Origin of the sequence: Hominenteromicrobium sp., assembly GCF_046974225.1 — a bacterium.
Lineage (GTDB): Bacteria > Bacillota > Clostridia > Oscillospirales > Acutalibacteraceae > Hominenteromicrobium > Hominenteromicrobium mulieris.
Window position 1 is genome coordinate 31413 of record NZ_JBKWAE010000008.1, and the last position, 22484, is coordinate 53896.

Sequence of the window (22484 nt, forward strand, 5' to 3'; positions counted from 1 at the left end):
CATCCTCGCCGCAGTTCAAGTCCGAAAACACTTCACAGCCCGGCTGTTTTGTCCGTATTTCCCCGACCGTTCGAATCAAAACCTGCTTCTTAAAAGCGCAAGAACAAAACGCTGTGCGGCGGCATTTGCAAGGTTCCACCCGCGGCTTGGTCCAGAACGTTTGACTGGGTAAATGAGGAGGGAGGCAACACGGTGTCACTGGAGAAGAGCACCGCCTCGCTGCAAGGTCCAAAGGAAGAGAAGTCCACCGGCTTTTTGCGGTGAAATGCGGCGTTCACCACCGTGGCGGACACCCGACCCTCTCGATCCACGGTAATAACGGCTTCTTGAGACGCGGAGCACAGACGATTACCCATGTGCCAGCGATTCATCCAGGAGAACACTTGTCCTTGCGCTGTCAAGCTCACGTGATCCGGTTTCACACACAGCATTCCCTCGTTGATTGCCTGAAAGTGACACGCAAGGGCTATCCCGCTTTTTTCCGCCTCTTCCATCAACATGTGCAGAACCAGCGCCGCATAAATACCGTCGGTAACACTGGAAGGACGGTACCAGGCATACCACACATTCCACTCGTCCATGGAAATGCGTATAGAAGGCTCCAGCCACTGCCGGGACTGGTGAATCAGCTCCCGCATCCGGGAGACAGAAGCCATGCACCGGTTATATTCCTCCTCTACGGTGGAAAGGTCGGTGTAATGGGGGTCGTAGCCATAATAGTGCTGGGAAATCATCTGAGAAATCCCGGCAAGCGGCTTGGCTGAAAATTCTGCCCATTCCTTGTTAGGATAGGGTCCCGAGGAGCACAGGCTGAGACCGGGTGAGGCCTCCAGCATTTTTTTGCCATTCTCCAGTGCGATCTGGCAGTACCCGGCAGGAGTGTTGTCGCCCTCCATGTGACCATAGCCGAATTCGTTACCCAATGACCAAAACTGCACATTGTAAGGCTCTTGGTGACCCCGATTGGCTCGGAGTTTTCCGTAGGGGGTTGAGACATCGCCGTTGCAGTATTCCACCCAAGCGGCGTTCTCATCGGGGGTGTTCCAACAGGGGTTGATGGTGATAAACGGCTCGGCACCGATTTCTCGACACAGGGCGATAAAGTCATCGGTATTCATCTCGCTGAAATCGTAGCCCATGGTGTGAGGTTGGGTCTCCAGGCCCAAATAAGACTGGAACGGCGCACGCATATCCGCCGGCAAAAGGCCGTCCATCCAGTTGAATTCCCCGGCAAAATTGCCGCCCGGCCAGCGCAGCACCTTGATGCCCAAATCCTTCATGGCTTCCACCACGTCGCGGCGCATTCCGTGGAAGTGATCCTTGGGCAGCAAAGAAACGGCTCCTACGCAGACATAACCCGCATTCTCCCAGCAGATTCGCAGGTCGGCATCAGAATTAGCGGCCTGCGGGGTGAGCTCCACCTCTAAACGGGTCCAATCGTCGCCGCCACCTACAGATGTGGCACAGCAGTAGACGTTCTTTCCGGTTCGATCTGTCAATGAAACCGTAAACTTCACCGATTCTTGGGTTTTAACCACCATTCCGAACAGATACGGTTGCCCTTGGGATATTGTGATGCCATGCTGACCCATGCCGACAGCTTCCCCGCAGTAGGGGTTGAAGATACCGACGGAATTACATTCGAGGGTCCGTTTCATGTGGTAGCCTTCTCCGTGGCGGGTGTAGGGTTCATCCAAGGCAAACACGCCACGTTCCCCCAAGGGAAACCATTCTATGGCGCAGCCCTCGCAAGCCGTGGGCTTCCCGGCGAACTTCCGATTGCGAACCATCTGGGCGGATAGGCCGGTATAGATACAGGAGCGCGTGTGCTCCAGATTGCAGCCGAACAAGTAGGGCGAAACCAGTAAATCCGCAGGATCGTCCCGGCGTAAGGTGAGAGGTGTGGCCTGAGCTGCTTTTCCATCCCAATCGACGGCCTCGTCCAGATTGCTGCTGCGAACCACGTTCATGAGTTCGCCGCTGAGAAGCTCCACAACGCTGACGCGCAGCTCCGCAGCCACACGGCTGAAAAGCGTCACGTCGGGCAGGCTTTTGCCACGTTCCCACTTAGAGACCGCTTTATCGGTTACATTCAGTCGTTCGGCCAGTTGAGCCTGCGTAAGCCCCATGGCCATCCTGCGCCGGCTGATAAACTGTCCTATTTTTGATAAATTCATAAATTTTCCTCCCCTTAGGACTTTTCTTTAGCATACCATAGTCCACCCGCACAAGCAACCGACCGACAGTTGAGTAACATGGGGCGAAAAAATTTCTCTGACACTTTTATGAAACGCTTCTTCTGTCACGACGGAAAAGAAAAAACGGGAGTGCTTCCGAACATCGCCTCGCAGTTAAGGCAGAACGCGGTTGCTTATTTTGCACTTGTTTTCAAAGGGCTGCACCGTATTCTGCTTCGTTTTTTCGCCCGGGACCTCTTTACCGCTTTGCAAAAATAAAAGCTTTTCCGCGCGCAAAAAGCTTGAAACGCAACGGGGGATTTGGTATGATGGACGTAAATAAGCCTTGAGGGGAAGGACTGCACATTGTGTGCGGCGTGCGCCCTAAATTTTGGGAAGGCGGTTGGATTGAGATGGAAAAAAAGCAAGCGAACGTTTCGTGGCAGTTACCCGGCGTATGCCCTGACCTATTTCTTCTTTTACTGGAGCTTGGGCGTGTTTACCTCGGTGCTGTCTATGTATCTGACGGGCATCGGCAAATCGAAAGCGGAGATGTCCTTCATTATGTCGGCTTCGAGCTTGTTCGGCGTGGTGCTGATCCCGATCGTGGGGTATATCAATGATAAGCTGCGAAAGCCGCGGCTTATCTGTACGGTGATGATGGCGTGCGTGGCGGTGTTCGGCATTCTGTTTGCGCTGGTGCGCGAAACGATGCTGCTGTTCCTTTTAAACGGCTGCATCATGGGGTTTATCTCATCGCTTTCGCCGGTGAGCGAGCGTATGGCAACCTCGACGAAGTACCGCTACGGTACCATTCGTATTTGGGGCACGTTCGGTTATGCGGCGGCCGTACAGGTGGCCTGCGCCATGATGGAATTTACGAGCCCGCAGCTGATTTTTGTTTCGGTCTCCGTTTCGGCGGTGCTGGCCATTGTGGGTTTCCTCGGCACGGACGACATTTCGTTTACGGATACGGAAGCGGCAAAGGCTGCGGCGGGCAAGCAGTTTTCATTTCTCTGTGCGCCGATGTACATTTTGTTCGTCATCATCGGGTTCGTTTTTTCGGGCTGCTCAAATCTCAACATGACATACAGCCCCATTTTATTGCAGGAGCTCGGCATGCCGACGGGTGCGGTGGGCACAGTGCTGTTTTTCAGTACGATTGTTGAGCTGCCTGTCATTTTGTTTTCGTACAAATTTATGGATCGCTTTTCAGGGCGCACGCTGATGCTTTTGGCGTTTGCTATTATGGTGGCGCAGTTTTTGCTGTACGCCACGGCGCCGAACGCGTTTGTTGCGGTTGTGACCATGCTGGCTTTGCGTGCTATCGGTTCTACGCTGTTCGGGATGATCTTATTGAAGATCGTGCGCGGCGTTGTGCAGGTGCGTTCCGTTTCCACGGCGCTGGGCGTTATTAGCGCTACGGACGCGATGAGTGCCATTTTAATGCAGAACCTCGGCGGCATTCTGGTGGAAAACACGAGTATCCGCATCTTATATTTTGCCATGGCGGGCCTGATGATGCTCGGCATGATCCTAACGCTGTTCCTGCGCGTGCAGAACACGGAAAAGGTGTTTTCGTAAAAATTTCCCCGCAGCTTCGCGAAATTTCCGACGTGAAGCTGCGGGGAATTTTTAGAAGCCGAACACGGCTGTGTAATCTAAAACGGCGTGCACGAGGACGGGGATCCACAGGGAGCCGGATTTTTCTTTGAGGTATTGGAAAAGGCAGCCCATGGCGACAAGCCCCGCCATTTGTGAGCATACAAAACGCACAAGGTAAGACGCGGTGATCGCTCCGAAATCCGCATAGGCGAACACGTGCATGGCGGCAAAGAGAATGTTTGGCACGAGGTAGCGAACGGCGGCGGGCTCGTCCCGCAAAAGCCCCACGCATACGCCGCGCACGACGAATTCCTCACAAAACGCGATGAAAACGGTGTAGTAGAATAGGCTGTACAGCACGGTGATTTTATCCGGCTTTACGATCAGCGCTGCGGCCGTGACGATAAGCAGGAGAAACAGCAACAAAACAGCGATTTTTCTTGTTTTGCCTTTGGGGACGGTCAGCTGCATCGCCTGCACAAAGCGCTTTTTGCAGAAAACGAGCGCGAGGAAAACAAGAAAAGCGGGCACGGCGGACGTGAGCAGATTTTGCGCAAAGAGCTGCGGCAGGTGCGAGGAAGCCGCCCGCACGGAGAGCAGCGTGCCTTTTTGTTTTTCGGCGTATATGACCCATGCGGCGAAAAGCATATCCGCGGCACAAATCAAAAACACGGCAAGAATTTTCAGCGCAAATTTGCCTTTTGAAGACGCTTTATCTAAAAGCATAGTTTTCTCCTTTCGCGGCCCGAGCAGCCGCCTTTTTCGGGTAAATTATAGCACGGCTTTCAGAACGTGACAAGTTCACTAAATTTCTGACAGTGAATTTTACGGGGGGAATTTTCTTTTTACTGGAAACGGGCGGGCGGCTGTGCTATGATTAAAGTATCAAAAGGAAGGTGGTTATATTTATGATATTGGAAAGAGTCACGCCGGAAAGCGTGGGTATTCATTCCGAAGGCATATTGAAATTTATCGATCTTGCAGAAAGCAGAGGACTTGAGCTGCACAGCATGATGCTGCTGCGCCACGGCAAGGTGTGCGCAGAGGGCTGGTGGAAGCCGTATAACCCGGCGTCGCCGCACATGATGTTCTCCTTTACAAAGGCGCTGACCTCCACGGCCATCGGCTTTGCGTGCCAGGAGGGTGCGCTGTCTCTTGACGATCGCTTGAGCGAGCTGTTCCCGGACAAGATGCCGGAAAATCCGAGCGAAAATCTGCTTGCCTGCACGGTGCGCGATCTGCTCACGATGTCCTGCGGCCACGAGACGGAGATCAATACGTTCGACGTGAACGAGCCGGATTGGATTAAGAATTTCCTTTCGCACGAGTTTAAATATAAGCCCGGCACGTGCTTTATGTACAACACCGCCGGCACGAACATGCTGTGCGCCGCGCTGAAGCGCCGCACGGGTGAGGATCTGTTCGAGTACCTTACGCCGCGCCTTTTTGAGCCGCTCGGCATTGAGAATATTGAGTGCTTCCGTCTGCCGGACGGCATCGAAATGGGCGGCGCGGGCAGCCGTCTGAAGACCGAAGACATGGCGCGCTTTATTTTGTTTGTTTCCCGGCACGGCAAGTGGGAGGGCAAGCAGCTTTTGAACGCCGAATGGTTCGACATGGCGAGCGCAAATCAGGTCTCAACGATCAGTCCGGCGAATAATGCGGATAATCCCGACTGGCGCTGTGGTTACGGCTTCCAGTTCTGGCGCTGCGTGCCGGAGCATGTGTTCCGCGCGGACGGTGCGTTCGGCCAGTACGGCGTGGTGTTTGAGGACAAAGACACCGTGCTCATTTTGCAGAGTTCTTCCTCCAACCAGCAGGAGCAGCTGACCTGCGCGTGGGAAGCGTTGCTGCCGGCCATCACGGACGAGGAGACGCTGCCGGAAAGCCCCATGGCGCACGTTTTGAAGAAGCGTTTGGAAAAAGCGGAGATCACGCCGATGCTGTCTTCCCGCAACCCGTGGTCCGAAAAAGAGATTGAGGGTAAGAAATTCGCGTTTACGGAGGAAGTTCCGGGGCTTGTCGATTTCATCGGCGGCGTGTGGATCGTGGCCCCGCAGGGCGGTGTGACAAAGACGCTGCGCTTTGAATTTGCGCCCGAAAAAGCAAATCTCGTTTTCGAGCAGGATAACGGCGAATTTACGGCGGAGATCGGCCTTCAGAGCCACTTCACGAGCTTTACGCTCGGCGGCCGTACCTACGGCGCTGTGGGTCGCTGGCGCAGTGACAAGCGCTTTGAGCTCGAAGTTTGCTGTGCGGAATCCGCAGGCGGCAGACGAATGATTTTCACATTTGAGGGTGACGCGCTCACGCTGGAGACGGAATCTACGATGTCAATCTCCGGTGGCATTGCAGACCGCCCGTACAAGCGCTACACGCTGAAAGCGGAATAATTTCAAAGAAGGATATGGAGCCGTGCGCAGAAGGAAAACCTGTTTGCGCGCGGCTTTTCTTTGCTTAAAACGTTTGACTAACGGCCTGAAATATGTTATACTCTTGGGGTATCGAATATTGGGCTGTCGCCAAGCGGTAAGGCAACGGACTTTGACTCCGTCACCTCGTGGGTTCGAATCCCGCCAGCCCAGCCAGAAAAAAGGACTTTGCGTTTTGCAAAGTCCTTTTTTCAACAAGATAAATCCCCTGGGGATTTGTGAAACTGCCCTTTATGCGGTGAAGTGTCTTAGAATGTTTATAAAAAGGAAAACCGCCGACCTTCGCAATCATCTCGCGCAGCAGCTCCGGGTTTTCCAGCATGGGGCACGGGCGCAGGTGGTTCTCGTTGAACGGCTGGCCATCGTGGTACGCCATGAAGAGCGGCGACTGCAGGACTTCGAGCAGTGTTTTTTCGCGGATGTTGGAATCGGAATAGTGGATGAACACGCACGAGCGGCGTCGCCGCCGGTGTAGATATACAGGTATACGCCGAGCTCTTTGCCCTGCGTGATGGCAGAAATTATAGAGAAAACAAAAGCGCCGGGCTTCCATGAAAGCTCGGCGCTTGATTTGTTGATGAGAATTATACGAACTGGGACGGGTCTACACGAGTGCCGTTTTGGTAGACCTCAAAGTGGCAGTGGTCACCGAAGGAATAGCCGGTATCGCCGACATAGCCGATGACATCGCCCTTGTTGACCCACTGGCCCTCGCTGACAGCGACGGAGCTCATGTGTGCGTACAGGGTGGAATAGGTGCTGTCGTGGTAAATGGAGACGTAGTAGCCCCAGGAATAGCCCCAATCATCGGAGCCGTTTGCGGTCATGACCCTACCGGAGCGGGATGCCACGATCGGCGTGCCGCGGCTTGCGGGGATATCCATGCCGTAGTGGCCGTTGCCGAATGCACAGCTGACGCCGGTCCAGCCCGGAACAGGCCATGCAAAGCTTTCACCGGAATAGTCATCGTCATAAGACGGCTGCGGCACCGGGGTCGGGGTGGGGGTCGGCTTTACGGTCGGCACCGGGGTCGGTGTCGGGGTAGGCATAACGTTGCCGTTATCGTCCACTTCTTCTTCAGGCACCGGGGTCGGCGTAGGTGTGGGCTCTACGGTCGGTACCGGGGTCGGGGTGGGCGTGGCTTTTGCCTGTGCCATCTGCTGCTGCATTTCGGCGATCTTTGCCGACATCATGTTTGCGAGCACGTATTCTTCTTCCTCGGTACGGGAAAGCTCGGTCTCGGCACTGCTCTTATCGGAGCGGATCTGCTCGAGCAGGGCGGTGTTGTCGCTTTCGAGCTGCTTTAATTCTTCTTCGCTTGATTCATACAGCTTTTTGGCATCGGCAAGCGCGGTCTTTTCCTTTTCAAGCTCTTCGCGCTGTGCCTTTGTCTCGTTCATGTACGCTGCAACCGTATCGATGAGCTGCTTATCGTGGCGGGTGATGGTGGAGACGGCCTCTGCGCGCATGGAGAAATCATGCAGGCTTTCGGAATTGAAGAGAATCTCCAGTGTGCCGACGGTGCAGCCGGCGGAGTACAGCACGGCGAGACGCTTTTTCAGAAGCTCCATGGTATCGGAGATCTGATCTGCGGAATCGCTGAGCTCTTTTTCGAGCTTTTTAATGCTGGTGTTCAGCACGGTGATGTCACTGTTTGCGGTATCGATCTGCTCCTTGATGGTATCAATCTTTTCGGAGAGTAGGGTAAGGTATTCGGTCTTATCGGCCTCCTGAGACTCCAGAGAGGAGATTTTGTTTTCGAGGTCGGCCTTTTTGTTGGCGAGCTCGGTCTGCTTGGCTTCCATATCGGCTACGGTATCGTCGGCGTAGCTGAGCGGTGCGGCACAGAGCAGCAGGGCGGAAAGCACGGCTGCAGTGATGCGCTTCATGTTTTTAGAAAACAGCTTCAACGGAAAAACTTCCTTTCAGCAATAAATTTCGATTTCATAAAAGGGCATACGAATCCCCCTTTTATATACGGGACTATTCTACATGATAACTTTCGATTTTTAATTCCTTAAAAGAATTAAAATGCAAATTACTACGGAAAAAGAACAGATTTATTTCAGAATTCTTACAAGAGAGCCCAAGTCGGTATCAGCTTCGAGATAACTTTACGGGGAAAAGAAGGGCACTTCAAAGGAAAAAGAGGATGCGCGAAAGCGTTTTACTTGACATTTTGCCGCGAAACGAGTACAATATCAGCGGTTGTTCGTTAGTTTGTTTAACTAAATTTATCGAAAAACGGCACAAATGGGCGAAAGGAGTGTGCAGCATGTCCGGCTTTTCTGCGAAAGCAAACGAGCTTCTGGTGGAGATCTATCGCAATGTGCAGATCTTGGAGCAGAACGAACTGAAAAAACAACGGCTGAACATCTCCATCAACGAGATGCACATGATCGAGCTCATTGCCAAAGGCAAAACCGGCATGACGGTCAGCGAGATCGCCCAACAACTCAAGGTGACAAAGCCCTCCGTTACGGTGGCGGTGAACAAGCTGGTGCAGAAGGGCTACTGCGAAAAGCAGCGTCTGCCCGGCGACGGCCGCGCGGTGCAGGTAATGCTAACGCCCGAGGGTAAAAAAGTGGAGGCGTTCCACCGCCGCTGCCACCGGCGCATCATTGCGGAAATCTGCGAGGATCTTTCGGAAGAGGAGCGCGAGGAGCTTCTGCGCACCATGACGCGCATCAATTCTTATTTTCAGACGAAATTGTGATTTCTTTAAGTTTATTTCGATGATTTGCGCGGCAAATCATTGGGAGACCCCTTAATTGGGTCTCCCACACCTCAACAGTCCACTGGACTGTTGAGGTTCCCGTCCTGATTTTTGGGAGGCAAAAAGATTTCGCCATTTGCGAATGACGACTTAGGGCGCTGCCCTAAGAACCCGCAAGTTTTCTGAAGAAAACTTGACTAAAGACTTTTAACAAACATTCACTTTAATAAGGTTATTATATTGCCTTTACGGCGCTGCCGAAATTTTTTCGGCCGGAAAGGAAAGAAAACTATGAGCTTTAAAATTTTAGGTACAGGCAGCTACGCGCCGGAGCACGTTGTGACGAACGACGACCTCTCTGCGCTTGTAGACACCAACGATGAATGGATCACACAGCGCATCGGCGTGCGCTCCCGCCACATCAGTGAAACGGAAACGAATGTGGATATGGCGGTGAAAGCGGCCGAGCGCGCACTGGAAAACGCGGGCATCTCTGCCGATGAGCTCGACCTCATCATTGCGACGACCATCACGGGCGACACGCTTTCTCCGGGCACGGGCTGCATGGTGCAGAACCGCATCGGCGCGCACTGCCCGGCGTTTGACCTTGCGGCGGCCTGCAGCGGCTTCCTCTTTGCGTTGGAAACGGCGGCGGGCTTCCTTTCCCGCGGCGCGTATAACCGCGTGCTTGTCGTCAGCGCAGAGCGCATGAGCGGTATCATCGACTGGACAGACCGCGGCACGTGCTGCATTTTCGGCGACGGCGCGGGCGCGGCGGTGCTCGGCAAGGGTGACGGTCTTGTGGCCTCTCACCTGATGACAAAGGGCGGCGACGACGTAATCACAATCCCGACGCGCTATGACCGTTCCCCGTGGTACAAAAACGAGATCAGCGAGATTACGTCCGTACACATGAACGGCCGCGAGACGTACAAATTCGCCGTGATGGCGATGTCCGACAACATCAAGGATTTGATGGCTTCGGCGGGCGTTGCGGGCGAAGACGTGGCGCTTGTCATTCCGCATCAGGCAAATTACCGCATTATCAACGAAGCGCGACGCAGAATCCCCGACATTGCGCCGGAGAAGTTCTGTATCAACATCGACCGCTACGGCAACACGTCTTCCGCGAGTGTGCCGATCCTCTTGGATGAGATGAACCGCGCGGGCAAGATTCACGAGGGCGACCTCATCATTCTGGCGGCATTCGGCGGCGGTCTTTCTGCAGGCGCCATGATCATCCGCTGGTAAAAACACGACATACAGTCAAAAATAAAGAAAAACCGAAACGTTTTCAACAGGCAAAAGCCGGAAAGGGGAAAACATTATGATCTCAACACCGATTTGTGACATGCTTGGCATTCGCTACCCGATCTTTCAGGGCGGCATGGCTTGGATCTCGGACGGCAAATTAGCAGGCGCCGTTTCCGAAGCGGGCGGCCTTGGCATTATTTCCGCTATGAACGCAAACGCAGAGTACCTGCGCGAGCAGATTAAAATTGCAAGAGAACTGACCGATAAGCCCTTTGGTGTGAACATCATGCTGATGAGCCCGTTCGCGGACGAGGTGGCAAAGGTGGTCGCGGAGGAAAAAGTGGCGGTCGTAACGACCGGCGCGGGTAACCCCTCCAAATATATGAAAGACTGGCTTGCGGCCGGCATTAAGGTTATCCCGGTCGTGGCATCCGTCAGCATGGCACGCCTGATGCAGCGCGTGGGCGCCTGTGCGGTCATTGCGGAGGGCGGCGAAAGCGGCGGCCATATCGGCGAAACGACCACCATGGCGCTTGTACCGCAGGTGACGAGCGCAGTGACGATTCCGGTCATCGCGGCGGGCGGCATCGGCGACGGCCGCGGCGTGGCGGCAGCATTCATGCTGGGCGCTGTGGGCGTGCAGCTCGGCACGCGCTTCCTGGTTGCAAAGGAGTGCGGTGTGCACCAGAACTACAAAAACAAGGTCTTAAAGGCCAATGATATTGCGACGATGTCTACCGGCAAGCGTCTCGGTCACCCGGTGCGCAGCATCAAGAACCCGTACACGAAAGAATATTTTAAGCTCGAGTACAGCGATATTTCCGACGAGGAGCTTGAAGCGTACGGCAGAGGCTCTCTGTACCGCGCGGCCGTGGAGGGCGACGAAAAGACCGGCTGCTTCCTTGCGGGCCAGATTGCCGGCATGGTGAACAAAGAGCAGACCGCAAAGGAGATCATCGAAGAGATCTTCACGCAGGCGGAAGATGTGCTGAAGGGGGCGACCAAATGGGTAAAGTAGCCTTTGTTTTCTCCGGTCAGGGCGCACAGTACAGCGGCATGGGCAAGTCCCTTTACGAGCACAGCGCGGCGGCAAAGAACGTGTTTGACACGGCGGAGAGTATCCGCCCCGGCACGAAGAACCAGTGCTTCTCCGGCACCTTGGAGGAGATCAGCATCACGAAAAACACGCAGCCGTGCCTGTTCTGCGTTGATCTTGCGGCGGCGGAAGCGCTGCGTGAAGCGGGCATCACGCCCGATGTGACGGCGGGTTTCTCGCTCGGCGAAGTGGCGGCAGTGACGTTTGCGGGCATCTTTACAACGGAAGAGGGCTTCTCGCTCGTCACAAAGCGCGGCGAAGCGATGCAGGCGGCGGCCGAGCAGGCAGACAGCGCCATGGCGGCGGTTTTGAAGCTGCCGAACGAAAAGGTTGAGGAGCTGTGCCGCATGCACCAGAGCGTGTTCCCAGTGAACTACAACTGCCCGGGCCAGCTCGTCGTGGCGGGTCTCAAAACGACTTTGCCGGATTTCCTTTCCGACGTTGCCGCAAACGGAGGCAGAGCCGTACCGCTGAATGTGAGCGGCGGCTTCCATTCTCCGTTTATGGAGAGCGCTTCTGCGCGTCTGCACGACGTTTTGGAGACGATGGACGTGAAGGAGCCGACCGTGCCGGTCTACGCGAACTACACGGCGGAGCCGTACACGAAAGAAACGGCAAAAGAACTGCTGACACAGCAGGTGGCACACCCGGTGCGCTGGCAGCAGACCGTTGAAAAAATGATTGAGGCGGGCGTGGATACGTTTGTTGAAGTGGGCGCAGGCAAAACGCTGTGCGGCCTCATCAAAAAGACGAGCCGCGCGGTGAAGGTATATAACGTGGAAGACGCGGAGACGCTTTCGGCAGCGGTGCAGGCGATCCGTGCAGAAGGAGAAAACGCATGAGCTTAAACGGCAAAACGGCGCTCGTTACGGGCGCATCCAGAGGCATCGGCCGCGCCATTGCGCTGCGCCTTGCCGAAGACGGCGCGAATGTGGCGGTCATCTACGCAGGCAGCGCCGATAAGGCCGAAGCTGTTGTGAACGAGATCACGGCGCTTGGCGTAAACGCAAAAGCATACCAGTGCAACGTGGCGGATTCCGCCGCGGTGAACGAAACCGTGAAAGCGGTGACGAACGACCTCGGCAAGATTGATATTCTCGTCAACAACGCGGGCATCACACGCGACGGCCTGATGCTGCGCATGAAGGACGAGGATTTTGATGCGGTGCTCGACACGAATTTGAAGGGCGCGTTCAACATGATTCGCGCGTGCTATTCCGGCTTCATCCGCAAGAAAAGCGGCAGAATCATCAACATTTCCTCTGTTTCCGGCATTATGGGCAACGCAGGGCAGGCGAATTATTCCGCTTCAAAGGCGGGCGTCATCGGTTTGACGAAATCCGTGGCGCGCGAACTCGCTTCCCGCGGCATCACCTGCAACGCAGTGGCGCCGGGCTTTATCCAGACGGACATGACAGAAAATCTCGGCGACAACAATCCGCTTTTAAACAGCATCCCGCTGGGCAGAATGGGCAAGCCGGAGGATATTGCGGCGGCAGTGGCGTTTTTGGCTTCCGACAGCGCGGCGTACATTACGGGCGAAGTGCTGAAGGTAGACGGCGGTTTGGCTATTTAAAACCTGTGAATTTTGAGATTTTACGGGCTTGAAAAAGTTCTTATTGATTAAGTTTTCAACGTAAAAAGATAAATCGGTTCAAAACTTTCAAGAGAAAGGAGTGCTTCCGTTTCGGAAGCCTGAAAAATATGGAAAGAAGAGTAGTTATCACGGGTCTCGGCGCAGTTACCCCGATCGGCAACGATGTGGATACGTTCTGGGAAAACCTGAAAGCCGGCAAGTGCGGCATCACGAAAATCACGAAGTTTGACTCCACGGACTTTAAAGCGCATGTGGCGGCGGAGGTCAAGGATTTTGACCCGCTGCTGTACATGGATAAGGGCGAAGTGCGCAAGAACGACCCGTTCTCTCAGTTTGCCATCGCGGCGGCAACGCAGGCGGTGAATGACAGCGAGATCATGGGAAAGATCGACCCGGAGCGCTTCGGCGTGTATTTCGGTTCCGGTATCGGCGGCATCCAGACGTTCTCCAATCAGGTGACGGCGCTGAACGAAAAGGGCCCGCGCCGTGTTTCCGCGTACTTTATCCCGATGCTCATTGCGAATATCGCGGGCGGCAACATCGCCATTAAGTTCAACGCGCAGGGCTCCTGCCTGCCGATCACCACGGCGTGCGCGACGAGCAACAACGAGATCGGTGAAGCGTACCGCGCCATTAAGCATGGCTATCTCGATGCCATCATCGCCGGCGGCGCGGAAGCAGCCATCGTCCCTGTGGGCGTGGCGGGCTTTGGCAATATGACGGCGCTGACCACCTGCCCCGACCCGGAAGACGCTTGCTGCCCGTTTGATAAGCGCAGAAGCGGCTTTGTCATGGGCGAGGGCGGCGCGGCGCTCATTCTTGAAGAATATGAGCACGCAAAGGCGCGCGGCGCGAGAATGTACGCGGAGATCGTGGGTTACGGCGCTACGGACGACGCGCACCACATGACTGCCCCGGATCCGGAGGGCAACGGCGGCGCAAGAGCCATCCGCATGGCATACGAAGAAGCGGGCGCGGACCTTGCAAACGAGAAAATTTACATCAACGCGCACGGCACCAGCACGCCGCTCAACGAGCGCAGTGAGACGCTGGCCATTAAAAAGGCGTTCGGCGAGCACGCATATGACGTTGTCATCAGTTCTACAAAGTCCATGACGGGCCACATGTTGGGCGCGGCCGGCGCGGTGGAGGCCATTGCTTCCGCGCTGGCGGTGAAAGAGGGCATCGTTCCGCCGACCATCAACTACAAAGAGCCGGACCCGGACTGCGACCTTGACGTCTGCCCGAACGAAGCGAGAAAGGTTGACCTTGACCTCGCCCTGTCCGTTTCCCTCGGCTTTGGCGGCCACAACGCTTGTATTGCAATTCGCAAGGTTTTGTAGTAAAATATGGGGTACGACACCGCAGGGCATCTGCGGGAATACCCGGATAAATACCGCTTGATTCAACGGAGGGACGTTTGTGAATATTAAAGACATTGCGGCTTTGGCGGAGATCGTCAAGCAGAACGAGCTGACGAAGCTGGAAATAAACGGCGAAAATATCGTCATTGAGCGCGCCGCGCAGGTCGTGCAGGCGGCGCCGATCCTGAACGCCGTGCAGCCCGCCGTGCCGGAGCAGATGCACACGACGGAGCCCATTGCGGAAGTGAAGGAGAAAGAGGGCGTTTATGTAAAAAGCCCTGCCGTAGGCGTGTTTTACGCCGCGCCGTCTCCGGACAGCAAGCCGTTCGTCGCCGTGGGCGACACGGTGCACAAGGGCGACACGCTCTGCATCATTGAGGCCATGAAGCTGATGAACGAGATCAACAGCGAAATGGACGGCGAAATTGCCGAGATTTGCGTCGGCAACGGGCAGGTCGTCGAATACGACCAGCCGTTGTTCCGCATTATTTAAGATGAAAAGCTCCCGGAGCGCCGCCAAAAAAATGCGCGTCCCCGGGATTTTTCCGTGGAAAGGAATACGTTAGATGAACAAGGAAGAGATCAAAAAGATTCTGCCGCACCGCGAGCCGATGCTCCTCGTAGACGAAGTGGAGCTCATTGACGGCAAAGCGTTCGGCAAGTGCCACATCCGCGGTGACGAATACTTTTTGCAGGGCCATTTTCCGGGCAACCCCATCGTGCCGGGCGTGATTCAGTGCGAAATGCTGGCGCAGAGCGCCTGCGTGCTGCTCGCAGACGGTGCATCGGAGGGCATGACTCCGGTGTTTACGAGCCTCGATAAGGTGAAGTTCCGCGGCATGGTGAAGCCCGGTGATACGCTGGAGACCGAGTGCGAGCTCGTGCGCCAGCGCGGCATGTTCTATTTTGCAAAGGGCACGGGCCGCGTAAACGGCAAGGTCTGCGTTTCGGCAGAGTTCTCGTTTGCGCTCGTCAAGGCGTAAGCCCGGCGGAAAGGAACAGGCTATGTTTACGAAACTGCTTATCGCGAACCGCGGCGAAATCGCGGTGCGCATTATTCGTGCCTGCAAGGAAATGGGCATCCGCACCGTGGCGGTGTATTCCAAGGCGGACGCGGAGTCTATCCACGTGGCGCTGGCCGATGAAGCCATCTGCATCGGCGAGGCGGCGGCGAAGGACAGCTATTTGAATCAGGAGCGCATCATCAGCGCGGCCATTGCGTCGAAAGCGCAGGCCATTCACCCCGGCTACGGCTTTTTGGCGGAAAATGCTTCGTTTGCGAAGCTGTGCAAAAAGTACGGCATCGCGTTTGTGGGCCCGTCCGGCGAACTCATCGACCGCATGGGCGATAAGGACGCCGCACGCAGACTGATGAAAGCGTCCGGCGTGCCGATTATTCCGGGCAGCGGCATTTTGGAAAATGTCGACGAAGCAAAAAAGGCGGCAAAGGAGATCGGCTACCCCGTCATGTTAAAAGCATCGGCAGGCGGCGGCGGCAAGGGCATTCGACTTGTAAAGACCGAGGACGAGCTGGAACAGGCGTTTAAAACGGCATCAAGCGAAGCGCAGCAGGCGTTCGGTGACGGTCGCATGTACATGGAAAAATACATTTATCCGGCAAAACACATAGAAGTGCAGCTGCTCTGTGACGAGCAGGGGCATGTGGTGTGCCTTGGCGAGCGCGAATGCTCCATTCAGCGCAATAACCAGAAGCTGATTGAAGAATCCCCCTCGCCCGGTGTGACAAAGGAAAAGCGCGCCGAGCTGTTTGAGGCGGCGACGAAAGCGGCGAAAGCCGTGGGCTATGTGAACGCCGGTACGGTGGAATTTTTGATGGACCGCGACAAGAATTTCTATTTTATGGAAATGAACACGCGCCTTCAGGTAGAGCATCCGGTTTCGGAGCTCGTCACCGGCAAAGACATTGTAAAGTGGCAGATCCGCATTGCAGCGGGTGTAGAGCTTGACTGCACGCAGGCGGACATTAAAGTGCGCGGCGCGGCGATCGAGTGCCGCATCAACGCGGGCGGCGTGGGCAAAGTGAATTTCCTGCACATTCCGTCCGGCCCGTGGGTGCGCTTTGATACGTTCTTATATCAGGGCTACGAGGTGCCGCCGTTTTACGATTCCATGCTCGGCAAGATGATCGTGTTTTCTTCGACAAGAGAAGAAGCGATACGCAAGATGCAGTCCGCCTTGTGCGAGCTTGTCATCGGCGGTTTGCCGAACAACATTGAAGATCAGATCGATATTATCCGCGACCCCGTTTTCCACAGCGGAGATTATTATACGGACTTCATCAAAAACCGTGAGGGCTGAGGAAGTTCATTTACCGAAGGGAGTAGACCGTTATGAATTTGATGGGTCTGTTCCGCTCGCCCCAGAATGAGCTGGAAAAGGGCGGAAAACAACTGAAAAACCCGCAGGAGGAGCAGCACGAGATCACAATGACATGCCCGAAGTGCGGCACGCAGACCCCGGTCTCCGAGCTTTGGGACGACCTGAACGTCTGCCGCTGCGGCCACCATTTCCGCATGACGGCACGCCAGCGCATCAGCTTTTTGGCGGACGACGATACGTTTACGGAGCTCGATGCCGACATGACGAGTCATGACATTCTGGAGTTTCCGAACTACGAAAATAAACTGAAAAGCGCGCGCCTTGCGACCCGAGAAAAGGAAGCCGTTGTCTGCGGCACCGCAAAGGTAATGGGAGAGGACTGCGCCGTGTTCTGCATGGACCCGCATTTTATGATGGGCAGCATGGGCACGGTTGTCGGCGAGAAGATCACGCGTTTGTTTGAGTATGCCACAGAGCACCGTTTGTCTGTTATCGGCTTTACGGCGGCAGGCGGCGCCAGAATGCAGGAGGGCATTTTGTCTTTGATGCAGATGGCGAAAACGAGCGGCGCGGTACGCCTGCACAGCGATGCAGGGCTCTTTTATCTCACTGTGTTGACCGACCCCACAACGGGCGGCGTGACGGCGAGCTTTGCCATGGACGGCGACGTCATCATGGCGGAGCCTGACGCAATGGTCGGTTTTGCCGGTGCGCGTGTCATTGAACAGACCATCCGCAAAAAGCTGCCGGAGGGCTTCCAGCGTGCGGAGTTCCTTTTGGAGCACGGCTTTATTGATCTCATCACGCCGAGAAGTCGGCAGCGTGAAGTGATCGCGCGGCTCCTGCGTCTGCACAACGAGGGCAAACAGGATGCCTGCGTACAGCAGGCGGATGCAGGTGAGACAAAGGAGGCTGAAGCATAATGGCAACGGCATACGAAAAGGTTCAGCTTGCTCGCGGCAAGGGACGCCCGAGCGGCCTCAGCTTCATTCAGAATATTTTCCCGGATTTCATTGAGCTGCACGGCGACCGCCGTTTTGCGGATGACCCCGCGGTCATCGGCGGCATCGCGACGCTCGGCGGCCGCGCGGTGACGGTCATCGCCATCGAAAAGGGCGCAGACACAAAGGATAAGGTCTACCGCAACTTCGGTTCGCCGAACCCGGAGGGCTACCGGAAGGCGCTGCGCCTGATGAAGCAGGCAGAGAAATTCCATCGCCCGGTGATTTGCTTTGTGGATACCTCCGGCGCGTTCTGCGGCATCGGCGCAGAGGAGCGCGGGCAGGGACAGGCCATTGCCGAAAACCTTGTGGAAATGATCGGGCTGAAAACGCCGGTCATCTCGATTTTGGTCGGTGAAGGCGGCAGCGGCGGCGCACTTGCGCTGGCGGTTGCGGACCGCGTGTGGATTTTGGAGAACGCCGTGTATTCCGTCGTTTCCCCGGAGGGCTGCGCGAGCATTCTCTGGAAAGATGCAAAGAAAGCGAAGGAAGCCGCAGAGTGCCTGCATCTTACCGCGCAGGACATGGAAAAGCTTGGCGTTGTGGAACGCGTCATCAGTGAATCCGGCAAAACGAAGGCGGAGCTTTTCAGCCGAGTGAAAGAGATGCTTGCCGTGCAGACGGACGAGCTGTGCAAAAAAGACACCGAGACGCTTTTAAAAGAGCGGTATGAGCGGTTTAGAAAGTACTGAGATAAGCAAAGACCGACGAAAACGCTGTGGTTTTCGCCGGTCTTTTCATGTTCCGAAAAATCGGTGGTTTTAGGAACACACCGTATTATTCCCCAAACACATGCTTCACGTTTTCCTGCTCGAACTGTTTGTTGTAGAGATCGGCGTAGTAGCCTTTGTTTTGAAGCAGCTCTTCGTGCGTACCCTGCTCGATGATCTTGCCTGCGCGGACAACCAAAATAAGGTCGGCGTGGCGGATAGTTGAGAGGCGGTGCGCAATGAGAAACGAGGTTCGGTTTTCAAGCAGCGTCGAAATGGCGTGCTGAATGAGCTCCTCGGTTTTTGTATCGATGGACGCGGTGGCTTCGTCTAAGACGAAGATGCGCGGGTCGGCCAGCACGGCTCTTGCAAACGAGATGAGCTGCTTTTCGCCGGTGGACAGCTGGTCGCCGCCCTCGCCGACGTCGCTGTCGTAGCCGTTTTCCATGTGCATAATGGCGTCATGTGCACTGACGAGCTTTGCAGCGGCCTCAATCTCCTCGTCCGTCGCGTCTAAGCGGCCGTAGCGGATATTATCGCGCACGCTGCCGGAAAAGAGGTGCGGCGTTTGCAGCACGTAGCCGATGCTGGAGTGCAGCCACAGCATGGAGCGCTCGCGATAATCTTTGCCGTCAATGAGGATGCGGCCCTCAGTGGGCTCAAAGAAGCGGCAGGCAAGGTTGACGAGCGTGCTTTTGCCCGCGCCCGTTTCGCCGACAATGGCGACCGTGGTACCGGCGGGAATATCGAGCGAAAAATGTTCTAAGACGTTTTCTACTCCGTCCGGATAGCGGAACGTCACGTCGTCAAACGTGATGTGGCCCTGAATCGGCTCCCAGTTTTCTCTTTTCGGGTCGAATGCGGTGCCGTATTTTTCAATGACTTCAGGCGTATCTTTGATGAGCGGCTCGCGCTCCAAAAGGGCGGAGACACGCTCAATGTTGACCTGTGTGGAAATAAAATTCGAGATGGTGCGCGCAAGCTGCTGTACCGGGTCGGCAATAATCAAAGCATAGTTGATGAACACGGTCATTTCGCCGACGGTGATGTCACCGAACAGCACCATGTTGCCGCCCTGATTCAGGACCATCGCAACGCCGATGGCGGTCAGAAAGCTGATGATCGGAATATACACGGCATTTAACCGCACGGCGCGGATCGTTGTGGAGCGCATGTCCTCCGCGACTTTTTCGAACGCTTTGTCGTTCTTTTCTTCGATGACGAGCGTTTTGGATGTTTTTGCGCCGGAGATGCCTTCGTTATAATGACGGGTGACCTCGGCATTGATGGCGCGCACGCGGCGGTTCACTGCCAAAATTTTCTTCTGGAACACGACTGTGATGACGGCGATGATCGGGATAATCGCGATGAGGATGAGTGCGAGCTTCCAGTTGACGAACAGCATGATGACAACGCAGCCGAGCACGTACATGGAACTCCAGAAAATATCCACAAGGCTCCATGCCAAAACCGTGCCGATCTTGCCGGTATCGCTCATTAAACGCGCCATAATGGTGCCGACGGGCGTTGTGTTGTAGTAGGAAAAGTCGAGCGTCTGCAAATGGTCGAAAAGCTTGCGCTTTAAGTCGCGGCCTAAGTACATTTCAACCTTTAAGGCGTAGATTGCCATTAAAATGGTTGTAATGGTCTGCACGACGACCATGGAAAGGTAAACGGCCGTGAAGGGAATGAGGCCTTCCGTCGTGCGCGGCTCGATGAAATTATCCACGGCGTAGCCGGAAAAAAGCGGCTGCACCATGTCAAAACAGGCGCCGAGGATCATCAGTGCGATGATTAAAATCATCTGCCACTTATACGGGGCAAGGAACGGAAGCAGCTTTGCCCACGTTTGTAAGGATTTGTTTTTGATTTTCATATCGGTAAATACCCCGTGCGCGGCTTAAGTAGCCGAGCGCTGTGTGTCGTAAATGCGTTTATAGATGCCGTCTTCCTTCGAGAGCGTTTCGTGCGTGCCGCGCTGCACGATGCGACCCTTATCCATGACAATGATCTGGTCGGCATTCATGATGGTCGTGATGCGGTGGGCGATCAAAATCGTTGTGCCGCGCACGTTTTTGTTGATGGATTCGCGAATCTTCGCATCGGTTTCCATATCCACGGCGGAAAGAGAGTCATCGAAAATTTTGATCGGCGTGTTCTGCATGAGCATACGGGCGATGGCGACGCGCTGTTTCTGACCGCCGGAAATCGTCACGCCGCGCTCGCCGATCTGCGTATCGTAGCCTTCGGCAAAGCGGTCGATGGTGTCGTCGATGACGGCAAGGCGGGCATACTTGCGCACGCTTTCAATATCGTGGCGATTGGAACCGTCCGAAATGGTGTCCTTAAAGCTTTTCGAGAACAGGAACGGTTCCTGCAAAACAATGCCGATATTGCCGCGCAGGTGCGAAAGCGCGATGTTGCGGATATCCACGCCGCCGATGGTGATCTCGCCGGAGCCTTCCGGCAGCTCGTATAGGCGGTCTAAAAGGTAGGTCAGCGTGCTTTTGCCGCTGCCCGTGGAGCCCAAAATGCCGAGCGTGGTGCCTGCGGGAATTTTGAGGTCAATGTCATGCAGCACTTCGCCGGAAGTGCCGTAGGAGAAGTTGACGTGCTTAAACACAATGTCGCGGTCCATGGGCGGGGTAACGGGGGTTTCCGCATCCTTTTCCGGCTCCGCGTCGAGAATTTCAAAAATACGCTTGGAGCTGATGCCGGTTTTTGAAAGCTCGCTCAAAAGACGACCGAGGCTGCGTGTAGGCCACACAAGCATGGAATTGTACGCGACGAACGCGAGGTATTCGCCCTCCGTGATGGCGCCGTCCACGACGAACACGATGCCGGCGGCGATGATCGTCAACACCTGAATGCCGGAAAGCAGGTCGCCGATGCCCCAGTTGACGCCCATCACGTGGCCGAGGCGTACCCAAAGGTCGGAGAAGAGGTCGTTCTGCTTATTGAATTTATCTTTTTCAAAACGCTCGCGGCCGAACGCGCGCACCACGCGCACGCCGGTCAGGTTTTCCTGCACCATGGCGGTCAGCTTGCCTTCGGCTTCATCCGCAATGCGGAAGCGGTCACCCACGATGACGAAGAAGATCATGGAATACCCCACGACGATCGGGATAAAAATAAAGGCGATAAGCGCGAGCTTTGCGTTCATGGAGAACATCAGGGCGAGTGAGACGACGATGAGAAAAACCACGCGCACAAGCTCCATCATCTGGTCGTTGATAAAGTTGTGAATGAGGTCGACATCCTGCGTGCATCTCTGGATGATGTCGCCGGTCTGGTTTTTGTTGTGCCATGCGTAGGGCAGGCGCTGAATGTGCGAAAACAGCGTGTTGCGGATCTTCGTCACGGTGCCCTCGCAGCCCTTTGCCATATTCATGCGCGAAAGGTACGTGGAAATGCCCGCGAGCACCGCGAACAAAAGCGACGCCAAGGCGCATAGAATGAGATTTTGACGTAAGAAATCCCGCCCGCCCATGTTTTCGATCTGTGTTGCCAAAAACGAGGGGAGGTTGAACGGGGAGTCGTTGATGACGGAGTCTACCGTCACGCGGATGATCTGCGGTGTCATGTACCCGGCGAAGACCGAGATCGCCATGGTGAGCAGCGCCAGCACAAAATTGTGGCGCAGTCCCTTTGTAAAGGAGTAAAACCGCAGAATGGTCGTGCGTTTTTCCTTTTTCACAATATACCGGTTGCCTTTCCGGTGCGCATTTTGTCTAAACAAAAAAGGAGAAGTCGGCCACACCTCAAGCTGCTTCTTGCCCGCGCGGTTTCCCGACGGTATGGACATCTTTTTGCGCACCTCACACTGTGCCGGGTGTTTAGTATCGGCACAGAAAAACGGGTCGAAGCCAAAGCTTCGAGCCCTTCACAGCGTGTATGCCGCAAAAACCGCTTGTTTTGTGTCCCGCTGCCGAACGCCATGAACACACAGGTTTTTACGGTATGAGCCCGGAAACAGACACGGCTTTCCGAACCCATAGATAGTATGACGGCGATTTAACTTTAACATCACAGATACAAAAAGTCAATCGTGTTGAGCAAAAATTTTGTTAGAAAATATAAGTTTCGTGTGCGGCGGGCGTGCAACAAGGGAACCGAATAGACTTTTTAGCGCTAAATAGACTGAAAATTACAGTTTTGGGGGCGTCTGCGAAGAAAATTTACAAATACCCCC

The 22484-nt window shown here is 55.2% G+C and carries 19 protein-coding genes, 1 tRNA gene and 1 pseudogene; 15 read left to right on the forward strand and 6 right to left on the reverse strand.

What is annotated here, in order from left to right; all coding sequences use genetic code 11:
* Nucleotides 1-89: 89 nt before the first annotated feature.
* Nucleotides 90-2177: a helix-turn-helix domain-containing protein gene (locus tag ACLTX1_RS07590; RefSeq protein ID WP_412330708.1), complete on the reverse strand. Its 2088-nt coding sequence runs from the start codon at nt 2175-2177 to the stop codon at nt 90-92.
* 78 nt (nt 2178-2255) lie between these two features.
* Here ACLTX1_RS07590 and ACLTX1_RS07595 point away from each other — a divergent pair, with 78 nt between their 5' ends.
* Nucleotides 2256-2456, forward strand: a complete 201-nt coding sequence (locus tag ACLTX1_RS07595; RefSeq protein ID WP_412330709.1) for a hypothetical protein — start codon at nt 2256-2258, stop codon at nt 2454-2456.
* 129 nt (nt 2457-2585) lie between these two features.
* The gene (locus ACLTX1_RS07600; RefSeq protein WP_412330710.1) at nt 2586-3761 is read left to right on the forward strand and encodes an MFS transporter; all 1176 of its coding nucleotides are present in this window, start codon (nt 2586-2588) and stop codon (nt 3759-3761) included.
* Nucleotides 3762-3812: 51 nt separating this feature from the next.
* Here the strand turns inward: ACLTX1_RS07600 and ACLTX1_RS07605 are convergent, their stop codons facing one another.
* Nucleotides 3813-4508, reverse strand: coding sequence for a CPBP family intramembrane glutamic endopeptidase (locus ACLTX1_RS07605; RefSeq protein ID WP_316523312.1), 696 nt, complete (start codon nt 4506-4508; stop codon nt 3813-3815).
* Between the two features lie 182 nt (nt 4509-4690).
* On the opposite strand from ACLTX1_RS07605, the gene ACLTX1_RS07610 reads away from it, so the two are divergent.
* Both ACLTX1_RS07610 and ACLTX1_RS07615 read left to right on the forward strand, forming a co-directional pair.
* Entirely contained in the window at nt 4691-6175 is a 1485-nt protein-coding gene (locus ACLTX1_RS07610; RefSeq protein ID WP_308449934.1) for a serine hydrolase, read from the forward strand.
* Nucleotides 6176-6294: 119 nt separating this feature from the next.
* Nucleotides 6295-6370: transfer RNA gene (locus ACLTX1_RS07615), tRNA-Gln, on the forward strand.
* A 118-nt stretch (nt 6371-6488) separates the two neighbouring features.
* Here the strand turns inward: ACLTX1_RS07615 and ACLTX1_RS07620 are convergent.
* A pseudogene (locus tag ACLTX1_RS07620) lies at nt 6489-6700 on the reverse strand (radical SAM protein); the annotation flags it as partial.
* Nucleotides 6701-6798: 98 nt separating this feature from the next.
* Complete coding sequence (locus tag ACLTX1_RS07625; RefSeq protein ID WP_308449151.1) at nt 6799-8124, reverse strand: murein hydrolase activator EnvC family protein; 1326 nt, start codon at nt 8122-8124, stop codon at nt 6799-6801.
* A gap of 365 nt (nt 8125-8489) precedes the next feature.
* On the opposite strand from ACLTX1_RS07625, the gene ACLTX1_RS07630 reads away from it, so the two are divergent.
* The 11 genes from ACLTX1_RS07630 to ACLTX1_RS07680 all read left to right on the forward strand — a co-directional run bounded on the left by ACLTX1_RS07630 (nt 8490) and on the right by ACLTX1_RS07680 (nt 18274).
* Nucleotides 8490-8930 (forward strand): MarR family winged helix-turn-helix transcriptional regulator, encoded by a 441-nt coding sequence (locus ACLTX1_RS07630; protein WP_176821017.1) that lies wholly within the window; start codon nt 8490-8492, stop codon nt 8928-8930.
* Nucleotides 8931-9221: 291 nt separating this feature from the next.
* The gene (locus tag ACLTX1_RS07635; RefSeq protein WP_176821016.1) at nt 9222-10181 is read left to right on the forward strand and encodes a beta-ketoacyl-ACP synthase III; all 960 of its coding nucleotides are present in this window, start codon (nt 9222-9224) and stop codon (nt 10179-10181) included.
* A 76-nt stretch (nt 10182-10257) separates the two neighbouring features.
* Nucleotides 10258-11202, forward strand: a complete 945-nt coding sequence (gene fabK / locus ACLTX1_RS07640; RefSeq protein WP_308449152.1) for an enoyl-[acyl-carrier-protein] reductase FabK — start codon at nt 10258-10260, stop codon at nt 11200-11202.
* On the forward strand, nt 11190-12122 hold the full coding sequence (gene fabD, locus ACLTX1_RS07645; RefSeq protein WP_308449153.1) for an ACP S-malonyltransferase: 933 nt from the start codon (nt 11190-11192) through the stop codon (nt 12120-12122). The genes fabK and fabD overlap by 13 nt, the downstream gene beginning before the upstream one ends.
* Nucleotides 12119-12856, forward strand: a complete 738-nt coding sequence (gene fabG, locus ACLTX1_RS07650) for a 3-oxoacyl-[acyl-carrier-protein] reductase (protein ID WP_412330711.1) — start codon at nt 12119-12121, stop codon at nt 12854-12856. The genes fabD and fabG overlap by 4 nt, the downstream gene beginning before the upstream one ends.
* Before the next feature lie 128 nt (nt 12857-12984).
* Nucleotides 12985-14220, forward strand: a complete 1236-nt coding sequence (fabF, locus tag ACLTX1_RS07655) for a beta-ketoacyl-ACP synthase II (RefSeq protein ID WP_176821012.1) — start codon at nt 12985-12987, stop codon at nt 14218-14220.
* Nucleotides 14221-14299: 79 nt separating this feature from the next.
* Complete coding sequence (gene accB, locus ACLTX1_RS07660) at nt 14300-14734, forward strand: acetyl-CoA carboxylase biotin carboxyl carrier protein (RefSeq protein WP_176821011.1); 435 nt, start codon at nt 14300-14302, stop codon at nt 14732-14734.
* Nucleotides 14735-14807: 73 nt separating this feature from the next.
* A complete protein-coding gene (fabZ, locus tag ACLTX1_RS07665; RefSeq protein ID WP_176821010.1) occupies nt 14808-15224 on the forward strand; it encodes a 3-hydroxyacyl-ACP dehydratase FabZ in 417 nt (138 codons plus the stop codon).
* A gap of 22 nt (nt 15225-15246) precedes the next feature.
* Nucleotides 15247-16560 carry an acetyl/propionyl/methylcrotonyl-CoA carboxylase subunit alpha gene (locus ACLTX1_RS07670; protein WP_176821009.1) on the forward strand — a complete coding sequence of 438 codons (1314 nt, stop codon included), beginning with the start codon at nt 15247-15249 and terminating at the stop codon, nt 16558-16560.
* 41 nt (nt 16561-16601) lie between these two features.
* The gene (gene accD, locus ACLTX1_RS07675) at nt 16602-17504 is read left to right on the forward strand and encodes an acetyl-CoA carboxylase, carboxyltransferase subunit beta (protein ID WP_373367778.1); all 903 of its coding nucleotides are present in this window, start codon (nt 16602-16604) and stop codon (nt 17502-17504) included.
* On the forward strand, nt 17504-18274 hold the full coding sequence (locus tag ACLTX1_RS07680) for an acetyl-CoA carboxylase carboxyltransferase subunit alpha (protein WP_176821007.1): 771 nt from the start codon (nt 17504-17506) through the stop codon (nt 18272-18274). The genes accD and ACLTX1_RS07680 overlap by 1 nt, the downstream gene beginning before the upstream one ends.
* 85 nt (nt 18275-18359) lie before the next feature.
* Here the strand turns inward: ACLTX1_RS07680 and ACLTX1_RS07685 are convergent, their stop codons facing one another.
* Nucleotides 18360-20168, reverse strand: coding sequence for an ABC transporter ATP-binding protein (locus ACLTX1_RS07685; RefSeq protein WP_176821006.1), 1809 nt, complete (start codon nt 20166-20168; stop codon nt 18360-18362).
* A 24-nt stretch (nt 20169-20192) separates the two neighbouring features.
* Nucleotides 20193-21989 (reverse strand): ABC transporter ATP-binding protein, encoded by a 1797-nt coding sequence (locus ACLTX1_RS07690; RefSeq protein WP_308449156.1) that lies wholly within the window; start codon nt 21987-21989, stop codon nt 20193-20195.
* Nucleotides 21990-22484: the final 495 nt, after the last annotated feature.